Below are 10,160 nucleotides of genomic sequence, written 5' to 3' on the forward strand. Positions count from 1 at the left end.
ACCATCGAGATCATCAACACCGACGCCGAGGGCCGCCTGGTGCTGGCCGATATGCTCTGGTATGTGGCAAAGAAGCTCAAGCCGAAATTCATGATCGACCTCGCCACCCTGACCGGTGCGATCATGGTGGCGCTCGGGACCGAGCACGCCGGCCTGTTCTCCAACAATGACGAATTGGCGGAGCGGCTGATCAAGGTCGGGCTCGACACCGGGGAGAAGGTCTGGCGCATGCCGCTCGCGCCCGAATACGACAAGCTGATCGATTCGCAGTTCGCCGACATGAAGAACACCGGCGGCCGGCATGGCGGGTCGATCACGGCCGCTCAATTCCTGCAGCGATTCGTGGACGGCATCCCCTGGGCGCATCTCGACATCGCGGGAACGGCGATGGGCGCGCCAAAGACCGAAATCAATCAGAGCTGGGGCTCCGGCTATGGCGTTCGCCTGCTGGAGCGGCTGGTCGCCGAGTATTACGAGAGATGACCGAAGTCCTGTTCTACCATCTCCGGAACATGTCGCTCGAGAACGTGCTGCCGCCTTTGCTCGAGAAATCCGTCGAGCGCGGCTGGCGGGTGGTCGTGCAGTCCACCTCGCCGGAGCGAGCCGACGCGCTCGACGCGCATTTATGGACCTATCGCGACGATTCGTTCCTGCCCCATGCGACCTGGCGGGTGGCCGACGCCGGCGATCAGCCGATCATCCTCGCGGTAGAGGAGGGCAATCCGAATCGCGCGACGGTCAGGTTCCTGGTCGACAACGCACCCTTGCCGGAAGATTCATCATCCTACGAAAGGATGGTGCTGATCTTCAACGGCGAGGACGCGGAAGCACTCGCGGCGGCTCGCCTTGCCTGGACCGATTGCAAATCGCGCGGATTCGATGTCACCTATTGGCAGGCCGACGAGCAGGGGCGGTGGCGGCGGAGGGACTAGCGGTACCTTCGTCCGGTACACGGCCGATCTTGATGCTGTTTCGTGGTAGGGAATGACCGGCGGCAAGCGGCCACGTTGGTGCCGCAAAGTGGTGGTCGGACAGTCCGTCAGGCACCGGTGTGGGGAACGCGATTCATCGTGCGGGACACAAGCAAGATTCGAGGACGGCTGTTGGCATTGCTGGCGCTCGCGCCCGCGGTTGCCGGCTGCTCCGGCGCAAGCGATCTGATATCGAAGGACACCGAATGGTTCTCGCGCCCGGGCCGGTTGTTCATCAGGAATATTTCGATCGACACGCCGCCGCTCACGCCTGACAAGCCCGTCACCGCAGAGGATCTGGTCAGCGCCGATGGCGGCTGCCCCGGCATGGTCGCCGCCGGCAATCCGGCTGATGCCAATGCATTGACGGATGGGCCGGCCGCCTCGCCGCCGGTGCGGACTGGAACGGTGGCGCTCGGTCACACCGAATGCGACGTCGTGCGTGGCATCGGCGCTCCGAACAATGTCAGCATTTCCAGCAATCCGGGCGGCGAGCGGGTCGCGGTCGTCACCTGGTCGCAAGGTCCGCGCGCGGGCATCTACACGTTCACCGGCGGACGACTGAGCGCGATCGAGGGGACGCCGCCACCGCCTGTGCAGCCAAAGGCCGTGAAGTCCAAGGGCAGGAAGCCGCACACGGCGACCTGAGGTGGCCGCCTCGCGCCGCGCCCTCAGCTCGCCGCTTCCTCCTCGGCGCTTGCCTCCAGCCACGCCTCCTCGGCGCGCTGCAACGCGACCGCCGCGCTTGCGCGGGCCTTGGTGAGCTGCGCGGCTTGTTTCGGATCGCGGCTGAAAATGTCGGGGAGGGCCAGCGCGGTATCGATCTTGGCGATGATGCCGCTGATGCGCTCGATCTCCGCCTCGGCCTGCGAGATTTTCTGCTTCAACGGTGCGCGCTTCACCGTCTTGCGCTCCGGCTGGTCGTGGCCGTTGTTGTCTACTTCGCGCGGTGCCTGGCGCTGGCTTCGCGAGGTGAGCACCGCGCGCTGGTAGTCGTCGAGATCGCCGTCGAACGGCTTGACCGCATGATCGGCCACGACCCAGAGCCGGTCGGCGCAGGCCTCGATCAGATAGCGATCGTGGGAGACCATGATCACCGCGCCGGGATACTCGTTGATCGCCTCGGCAAGCGCGGCGCGGCTGTCGATGTCGAGATGGTTGGTGGGCTCGTCCAGGATGATCATGTTGGGACCGAAGAAGGTCGCAAGACCGAGCAGCAGCCGGGCCTTCTCGCCGCCTGACAGGCTGCCGACCGCGGTGTCGGCGGCCTTGCCGGAAAATCCGATCGCGCCGGCACGGCCACGGACCTTGGCTTCGGGCGCATCGCCCATCAGCTTGCGGATGTGATCGTAGGCGGAAGCCTGCTCGTTCAATTCGTCGAGCTGGTGCTGGGCGAAATAGGCGATCGAGAGTTTTTCCGCGCGCGTGACCGATCCCGAGAACGGTTTCAGCCGGTTGGCGAGCAGCTTGACCAGGGTCGACTTGCCATTGCCGTTGGCGCCGAGCAGCGCTACGCGGTCGTCATTGTCGATCCGCAGGGTCACGCGTCTCAGCACCGGGTCCTGGGGATCATAACCCACCGTGACGCCGTCGACGGCGATGATCGGCGGCGACAACAGCTTCTCGGGCGGCGGAAAACTGATCTCGCGCACCTCCTCCGTCACCAGCGCGGTGACCGGCTTCATCCTCTCCAGCATTTTCACCCGCGACTGGGCCTGGCGCGCCTTGGAGGCCTTGGCCTTGAAGCGGTCGACGAAAGCCTGGAGGCGCTTGCGCTCGGCCTCCTGTCGCTTGGCATGCTTGGCGTCGAGCATGGCGCGGGTCGCCCGCTGCTCCTCGAAGGAGGAGTAGCCGCCGCGATAGAGCGTGAGCTTGCCGCGCTCGAGATGCAGGATCTGGTCGACCGAGGTTTCCAGGAGGTCGCGGTCGTGGCTGATCACGATCACGGTGCGGGGATAGCTGGCCAGATGATCCTCCAGCCAGAGCGTGCCTTCCAGATCGAGATAGTTGGTGGGCTCGTCGAGCAGCAGCAGATCGGGCGCCGCGAACAGCGTCGCGGCAAGCGCGACCCGCATGCGCCATCCGCCGGAGAATTCCTGGACCGGCCGCGCCTGCTCCTCGACCGAGAAGCCGAGGCCGCTCAGGATCGCCGCCGCCCGCGCCGGCGCGGAATGGGCGTCGATGTCGACCAGCCGGGTCTGGATTTCGGCGATTCGGTCCGGATCATGGACCTCGTCGGCTTCGCGCAACAGGGCATCACGCTCAAGATCGGCCTTGAGCACCACCTCGATCAGGCTCTCGGGTCCGTCCGGGGCTTCCTGCGCCAGGCTGCCGAGCCGCCAGCGCGGCGGAATGGTGATCGTGCCGGTCTCGGTGGCGAGCTCGCCGCGAATCGCCTTGAACAGCGTCGATTTGCCGGTTCCATTGCGGCCGACCAGCCCGACGCGTGCGCCGGGGGCGATCTGCACGGAACTCTGGTCGATCAGAAGCCGCCCCGCGAGGCGGATGGACAGGTCTGTCATGACGAGCATGGACGGCTTTGTCACCGCGCTCGACGGCAAACGCAACCGCTTTATGGGCGAAATTGCCGCTTCGCCTCGGCCTCGCGGTCCCGCCTGCGCATTTCCTCCAGCAGTCGTTGCAGGTAGGGCGAGGGCGCCAATGTCTGGGGCCGCAAATCCTGCTGCAGCCGTTCGCCCACGGCGTCACGGATCGACCGGCTGGTCTTGCCGTCGATCGATTCGCTGGTGTTGGCGAAGGGGCCGCTCATGGCGAGTTTCCGCTGCTATTCCATCTTCAGGAGAGTGACGCCCTATCAAGTCGCGAGGTCGGATTTTGTTTCCGGTCCGGCGGTTGGCCCGTCTTTCGGATTTCTCAATGGAAAAGCCCCGGCGCGGGGGCCGGGGCTCGGCTTCGTTCGGGAAGTTAGGATCGCTCAGTAGCAGCGGTTCACGAGCCGCCAGCGGGGTCCCCAGGGCGTTGGAACCACCCGCCGCACATAGCAACCACCGTAGCCGTAATAGACGGGGGAGGCATAATAGCGGGGTCCCCAACCCCAGGGACGGTACCAGGCATGGTAGTAGCCGCCATGCCAGCCGGGGTGCCAACCGCCATGCCAGCCGCCCCAGGCGGCGGCAGGGCTCGGCGCCAGGGCCGCCGCGCCGAGCGAGATCGCGGCAACCGCAACAAGCGAGAGTTTGCGAAACATGATCACTCCTTGAAGTTCGGCGCGGTCAGCGCCATCGGTTCTGGCCTCAAGCCTCCGGACGAAAACGGGGGGCGTTCGGTCGATTGACAGGCTAGCCCGGCCAAGCTGAATGGCGCCGGGACGGCGTCTGCAGTTTGGGTTCACCTTGGTGAAATTGTTGTAATTGCCCGCGTTTTGGCCGGGCTTTCCGGCCTCATGGGTCGCTTGCCGTTCGCAGACGGCGCCGATATAAGCGCCGCAACTTCCAGCAACACTGCACTCCGGGGACGACGATCATGGCGATTGAACGCACTTTCTCGATTATCAAGCCGGACGCGACCGCGCGCAATCTGACCGGCGCGGTCAACGCGATCATCGAGAAGGCGGGCCTGCGCATCGTGGCGCAGAAGCGCGTCCGCCTGACGCGCGAGCAGGCCGAGACCTTTTACGCCGTCCACAAGGCGCGCCCGTTCTTCGGCGAGCTGGTGGAATTCATGACCTCAGGACCCGTTGTGGTGCAGGTTCTGCAAGGCGAAGGTGCGGTGTTGAAATACCGCGATGTGATGGGCGCGACCGATCCCGCCAAGGCGGCCGATGGAACGATCCGCAAAGTGCATGCGAAGTCGATCGGCGAGAACTCGGTGCACGGCTCGGACGCGCCGGAGACGGCCGCCATCGAGATCGCCCAGTTCTTCTCAGGCAACGAGATCGTTGGCTGATCGAGGCCGTTCGGCCGATCAGCAGGCGCGGCAGCGGGGCGAGGGAACAGGCTGTGATCTGGCTGGCGCAGATCGCTGACCCCGTCGATGTCGCTGGCTTTTTCGGCCAGCTTCACGCCGACATCCACAAGCCCGCGTTCTGGCTCGCGGTCGGCAAGATCATCTGGATCAATGTGCTGTTGTCGGGCGACAATGCACTGGTGATCGCGATGGCCTGCCGCGGCCTGCATGGCCGGCACCGGCTCTGGGGCATGGTGATCGGCGCCGGCATCGCGGTCATTCTCCTGATCGTGTTCACCGGTATCGTCGCGACGCTGATGTCGCTGCCCTACCTGAAGCTCGTCGGCGGGCTCGCGCTGATCGTGATCGCCGCGAAGCTGCTGGTGCCGGAGGACGAGGCCGACGAGGTCGCCGCCGGTACCACGCTGTGGCATGCCGTACGCATCGTGGTGGTCGCCGATATCATCATGAGCCTCGACAACGTGATCGCGGTTGCGGCCGCGGCCCATGGCGAGCTGCCGCTGCTGATCCTGGGGCTCGCCATCAGCATTCCCATGATCATTGCCGGCGCAGCGTTGATCATGCTGGTGCTCGACCGTTTTCCATTGCTGGTCTGGCTCGGGGCCATGCTGCTCGGCTGGATCGCCGGCGACGTGATCGCGAGCGATCCGGCGGCGCAGCCGTTCCTGCATCAGCTCCTGGACGGCCAGATCGAGCTCAAGGTCGACGCCACCTCGGCGCTCTTCGGCGTGGCGCCGCATTTCAGTCTGGACACCGAGCTGGTCGAAGCCGTCGTTTCCTTTCTCGGAGCGCTCGTGGTGCTGGTGGCGGGCTCGATCTGGCGCTCGCGCCGGATGGCGCACGGAGGGCACGGCGCGTCCAAGACGGCGTCCCCGTAATTTTCCGGACGGGATGAGTTAATTCAATAGTATCGCTTGCGCACCTATCGTCCGGCCCGACGGTCGAACGGTAGCGGCAATGGCTCAACTATTTGCAAGGCAACTGGCGCAAGCCACGTCGTCCAATGGCGAGGTGAAGCTGGATGTCCTGCAGCGGCTGGTCGAGCAAACCTACGCGCGGGCCGAGCGTGATCGCGATGAGGCGCACCATTCGATCGAGTTTCTGTCCAGGGCGCTCGACGATGCCAAACGGAAGGCCGAGCGCCATGACCCGCTGACCGGCCTGCCCAACCGGCTCGCCTTCAGCGAACGGCTGGCCCAGGTGATCGACGAAGCCAGCGCCAGCAAGTCGCAATTCGCCCTCCTCTGCATCGATTTCGATCGCTTCAAGGAGGTGAACGAGGTTTTCGGCCACGCGGTTGCCGACAATCTGCTGCGCAAGCTCTCGGGCCGGCTGCAATCGGCGGCCGGGAGCGCGTTCATTGCCCGGCTCGGCAGCGACGATTTCAGCGTCATCGTGACCGAGGGCGCGCAGCCGGACGCGAGCGAGCAGCTCGCCAAGCGGGTCCAGGAAACCGTCTTCGACGGCTTCGACATCGACAGCCACGTGATCCGGACGGCGCTCAGCGTCGGCATTGCGATCTACCCGCAGGACGGCTCTGACGTGCAGGCATTGATGATCAATGCCGAAGCGGCGCTGGCGCATGCCAAGCGCGACGGCCGCGGCTCGCTCCGATTCTTCGAGGCGGAAGTCGATCGCGAGCAGCGCGAACGGGTCGCGTTGCAGCAGGAGCTCGGCTCGGCGATCGAGCGCAACGAGCTGCGGCTGTTCTACCAGCCTTTGGCGCGGATCGGCGGCGAGATCATCGGCTTCGAGGCGCTGTTGCGCTGGGAGCATGGAAGGCGCGGGCGGATCGCGCCCAACACCTTCATTCCGCTCGCGGAAGAGAACGGCATGATCATCCCGATCGGCGCGTGGGTGATGAAGGAGGCGTGCCGCCAGGCCGCGTCCTGGCCGAAGCCGCTGGTGGTCGCGATCAACCTCTCGCCGGTGCAGTTCCACTACAGCGATCTGCCGGCGCTGGTGCTGTCGATTCTGCTGGAAACCGGCCTGCCGGCCAATCGGCTGGAGCTCGAGATCACCGAGGGCGTGCTGATGAACGACTTCGATCGTGCCATCGCGATCCTGCGGCGGTTGAAGGCGCTCGGCGTCAGCATCGCGGTGGACGATTTCGGGACAGGCTATTCGTCGCTGCGCTACGTTCAGGCGTTCCAGTTCGACAAGATCAAGGTCGACAAGAGCTTCGTCGATCAGCTCGACGAGAGCATGCAATCGCGTGCCATCATTCGCGCCGTGGTCGGCCTCGCGCACGGGCTCGGCCTGCCGGTGCTGGCGGAGGGCGTGGAGACCGCCGCGCAGCTCGAATTCCTCAGGATGGAGCATTGCGACGAGGTGCAGGGCTATCTGATCGGCCGGCCGCAGCCGATCGAAACCTATGCCGACCTGATCGGGCTGCCGGGCCCGGCGCGCAGCGCCGAGATGGCGGGCTGACGTTCGCCGCTCCTCGAAGCTCAGCGGCGGACGATCGATCCCGAGCGGCCGACGAGGCGCGCGAGCTGCTTGAAGCGACTGCCGACGCGGTCGGCGACGAGATCGACCATCTGATGCTCGAACACCAGCATCAGCTTGCGGTTCTGGGTGCGGAAATGCGTCGCCGGCAGCACGCCGGGACGAGCGGCAGTGATCAGATGCGCCACCCGGAACGCCGCCCCGAGCACGCGGGCGCGGTCCAACAGATGCGTCGTCACCTGAGCCTGGATCACCTCCGGCGGGTGATTCTCCTCGCTGAGCCCGGCGTAGCGGTAGAACACCGACAGTGCGACGAAGCAGCGGCCCTGATGGGTGATCGAGCCGAAATTGCCGTTGATGATGAGCTCCAGCGTCTGCTCGCCGCGATGATCCGGATGAACGCGCCAGGCGATGTCGGACACCAGGCATGCGACGTGGCGCAACCGCCGCTCCTCCTCGGTCTCGCGCCGATGCACGACCCGCACCAGGCGGTCGGTCCACCCGATCAGCTCCTGGGCGTGCCGCGCCGAGCGCGACAGGAGCTGGTTCAGCGTCTGCGCGGCGCAGATCAGGCCATCCTTGGCCCGCTCCGTTTCCGGCAGCATCGAGTACAGCAGTCCTTCGCGCACGCCGAAGGTCGAGAATACGATGGTCTTCGGCCGCGCGTCGCGGATGATGTATTCGAGCACCAGCGCTGCGTAGCTCAACAGCGGCCGCCGTGCGTCGGTCACCGATTCGAGATTCGCGAGCGTGCCGGCGGCGGCGAGGCGCCGCAGCCGTTGCACGAAATCCAGTGCGTCGGCCGCGGGGATCGCATAGCCGTGCATGACCTTGAGCGGATATTTGCTCTGGATGATATGGATGCGGGCGAGCGCCCGCCATGTGCCGCCGACCGCGTAGAAGGTGCGGCCGCGGCCGAATTTGAGGCGGGTGACGCCTGCAAGTTCGTTCTCCACGATGCGCTCGGCGCGCTTCAGCGATTTGTGCGAGAGGTCCTGCAGCGCCAGGCTGCCGAGCGGCAGCGTCACCCCGCCATGCACCCGATGGCCGCGCACGTCGACCAATTCGAGCGAGCCGCCGCCGAGATCGCCGACGATGCCGTCGGGCTGGTGGATGCCGGAGACGACCCCGAGCGCGGCGAGCTGCGCCTCCCGTTGCCCGGACAGGATCTCGATCGGAACGCCGCAGATGCGCTCCGCCCTGGCGATGAAGTCGGGACCGTTGGACGCGTCGCGACAGGCGGCGGTGGCGATCGCGTGCACGCGTCCGACCCTCTGAATCCTGCACAGCGCGCGAAACCGACGCAGCGACGTCAGCGCCTTGTCGACGCCGTCGGGTGCGAGCAGGCCCGTGCTCTGCACCTCGCGGCCGAGCCCGCACAACGTCTTCTCGTTGAAGATGGAGACGAGACTCCGCTCCAACTGTTGATATACGACGAGACGGACCGAATTCGAGCCGATGTCGATCACGGCGACGCTGGGCGGCGCGCGCCTGCGCGACCGCTTCACCACGAGGAGCCCCCGTCAGGAATGGTGACGTTCGGTCCGCCGCGTGAGACGCCGTGGCGAGGATTCCTTGAGCGACTTTCCACGGCCTGAGAGACTCGGATTGGTCATGAAATAGTTGTGAAGATTGAACGCTTCTTCGCCTTTCGCGGCCTTCATACGCGTCGAGGACCCATCCGGCAACAACTGCCAGCTCTGCTCGTTGTCCTTCAGGTTCGCGACCATGATCTGTTCGAGAACCTGCTGATGCACCGTCGGATTCTGCAACGGGCACAGCACCTCGACGCGGCGGTCGAGGTTGCGCGGCATCATGTCAGCCGACGAGATATACACAGCCGCTTTCGCGCTCGGCAAGCCCTGTCCCATGCCGAAGCAATAGATCCGGCCATGCTCCAGGAAGCGACCGATCACCGATTTCACCCTGATGTTCTCGGAAAGTCCGGGCAGCCCGGGTCGCAGGCAGCAGATGCCGCGAACGACCAGCTCGATCGAGACGCCGGCCTGCGACGCCTCGTACAGCGCGTCGATGATGTCGGGGTCGACCAGCGAGTTCATCTTCATCCAGATCACGCCGGGCTTGTCGTGGCGGGCATGGTTGGTCTCGCCGCGGATATGCTCGATGATGCGCTTGCGCAGCGTCAGCGGGCTCACCGCCATCTTCTCGATGTCGATCGGCTCGGCATAGCCGGTGATGTAGTTGAACACGCGCGCCGCGTCGCGACCGATGATCGGATCGGAGGTGAAGTAGGAGAGATCGGTGTAGATGCGCGCGGTCACCGGATGGTAGTTGCCGGTGCCGGTATGAACGTAACTGATGAGGCTGCCGCCCTCGCGCCGGACGATCAGCGACAGCTTGGCATGCGTCTTCAGCTCGAGAAAGCCGTAGACCACCTGCACGCCGGCGCGCTCGAGATCGCGCGCCCAGCGGATGTTGGCTTCCTCGTCGAAGCGGGCTTTCAGCTCGATCAGCGCGGTGACCGATTTGCCGGCCTCGGCGGCTTCCGCCAGCGTGCGCACGATCGGCGAGTTGTTGGAGGTGCGGTACAGCGTCTGCTTGATCGCCACCACGTCCGGATCGCGCGCCGCCTGCTGCAGGAACTGCACCACGACGTCGAAGGATTCGTAGGGGTGATGGACGATCAGGTCCTTCTGGCGGATCGCGGCGAAGATGTCGCCGCCATGGTCGCGGACCCGCTCGGGATGGCGCGGCACGTAGGGCGCAAATTCGAGGTCGGGGCGGTCGAGCCGGGTGAGCTGCGACAGCTCGTTCATCGCCAGCACGCCGTCGACCAGCAGCATCTCGTCGTCG

The 10,160-nt window shown here is 65.6% G+C and carries 10 protein-coding genes and 1 pseudogene; 6 read left to right on the forward strand and 5 right to left on the reverse strand.

Annotated elements, in window-relative coordinates; genetic code table 11:
- The 3 genes and pseudogenes from JOY90_RS10715 to JOY90_RS10725 all read left to right on the forward strand — a co-directional run.
- Positions 1-483 (forward strand): annotated as a pseudogene (locus JOY90_RS10715) (leucyl aminopeptidase); the annotation flags it as partial.
- Positions 480-932 carry a DNA polymerase III subunit chi gene (locus JOY90_RS10720; RefSeq protein WP_291691108.1) on the forward strand — a complete coding sequence of 151 codons (453 nt, stop codon included), beginning with the start codon at positions 480-482 and terminating at the stop codon, positions 930-932. The pseudogene JOY90_RS10715 and the gene JOY90_RS10720, both read left to right, overlap by 4 nt.
- 177 nt (positions 933-1,109) lie before the next feature.
- Positions 1,110-1,619 (forward strand): hypothetical protein, encoded by a 510-nt coding sequence (locus tag JOY90_RS10725; protein ID WP_291691116.1) that lies wholly within the window; start codon positions 1,110-1,112, stop codon positions 1,617-1,619.
- 23 nt (positions 1,620-1,642) lie between these two features.
- Here JOY90_RS10725 and JOY90_RS10730 read toward each other — a convergent pair whose 3' ends face one another.
- From JOY90_RS10730 to JOY90_RS10740, 3 genes are all read right to left on the reverse strand, one after another.
- Positions 1,643-3,502, reverse strand: coding sequence for an ABC-F family ATP-binding cassette domain-containing protein (locus JOY90_RS10730; protein ID WP_291691109.1), 1,860 nt, complete (start codon positions 3,500-3,502; stop codon positions 1,643-1,645).
- A 41-nt stretch (positions 3,503-3,543) separates the two neighbouring features.
- Positions 3,544-3,741, reverse strand: coding sequence for a hypothetical protein (locus tag JOY90_RS10735; RefSeq protein ID WP_291691110.1), 198 nt, complete (start codon positions 3,739-3,741; stop codon positions 3,544-3,546).
- A gap of 165 nt (positions 3,742-3,906) precedes the next feature.
- The gene (locus JOY90_RS10740; protein WP_291691111.1) at positions 3,907-4,179 is read right to left on the reverse strand and encodes a sulfur globule protein precursor; all 273 of its coding nucleotides are present in this window, start codon (positions 4,177-4,179) and stop codon (positions 3,907-3,909) included.
- Positions 4,180-4,454: 275 nt separating this feature from the next.
- Here JOY90_RS10740 and ndk point away from each other — a divergent pair, with 275 nt between their 5' ends.
- The 3 genes from ndk (at position 4,455) to JOY90_RS10755 (ending at position 7,328) form a co-directional block, all read left to right on the forward strand.
- A complete protein-coding gene (ndk, locus tag JOY90_RS10745) occupies positions 4,455-4,877 on the forward strand; it encodes a nucleoside-diphosphate kinase (protein ID WP_291691112.1) in 423 nt (140 codons plus the stop codon).
- A gap of 62 nt (positions 4,878-4,939) precedes the next feature.
- Positions 4,940-5,776 (forward strand): TerC family protein, encoded by an 837-nt coding sequence (locus tag JOY90_RS10750; protein ID WP_291691117.1) that lies wholly within the window; start codon positions 4,940-4,942, stop codon positions 5,774-5,776.
- Between the two features lie 79 nt (positions 5,777-5,855).
- A complete protein-coding gene (locus tag JOY90_RS10755; RefSeq protein ID WP_291691113.1) occupies positions 5,856-7,328 on the forward strand; it encodes a bifunctional diguanylate cyclase/phosphodiesterase in 1,473 nt (490 codons plus the stop codon).
- A 20-nt stretch (positions 7,329-7,348) separates the two neighbouring features.
- On the opposite strand, the gene ppx is transcribed toward JOY90_RS10755, so the two are convergent.
- Entirely contained in the window at positions 7,349-8,854 is a 1,506-nt protein-coding gene (gene ppx, locus JOY90_RS10760) for an exopolyphosphatase (RefSeq protein ID WP_291691114.1), read from the reverse strand.
- Between the two features lie 15 nt (positions 8,855-8,869).
- Positions 8,870-10,160: polyphosphate kinase 1 (gene ppk1 / locus JOY90_RS10765; protein ID WP_291691115.1), on the reverse strand; the 1,291-nt coding region annotated here is incomplete at its 5' end.

It is taken from the genome of Bradyrhizobium sp. (assembly GCF_019242285.1).
GTDB lineage: Bacteria > Pseudomonadota > Alphaproteobacteria > Rhizobiales > Xanthobacteraceae > Bradyrhizobium.

Bases quoted from the DNA above. Each gene is read 5' to 3' on its own strand.
- JOY90_RS10720 (WP_291691108.1), top strand. From the start codon at position 480: ATGACCGAAGTCCTGTTCTACCATCTCCGGAACATGTCGCTCGAGAAC.
- JOY90_RS10730 (WP_291691109.1), bottom strand. From the start codon at position 3,502: ATGCTCGTCATGACAGACCTGTCCATCCGCCTCGCGGGGCGGCTTCTG.
- JOY90_RS10735 (WP_291691110.1), bottom strand. From the start codon at position 3,741: ATGAGCGGCCCCTTCGCCAACACCAGCGAATCGATCGACGGCAAGACC.
- JOY90_RS10740 (WP_291691111.1), bottom strand. From the start codon at position 4,179: ATGTTTCGCAAACTCTCGCTTGTTGCGGTTGCCGCGATCTCGCTCGGC.
- ndk (WP_291691112.1), top strand. From the start codon at position 4,455: ATGGCGATTGAACGCACTTTCTCGATTATCAAGCCGGACGCGACCGCG.
- JOY90_RS10755 (WP_291691113.1), top strand. From the start codon at position 5,856: ATGGCTCAACTATTTGCAAGGCAACTGGCGCAAGCCACGTCGTCCAAT.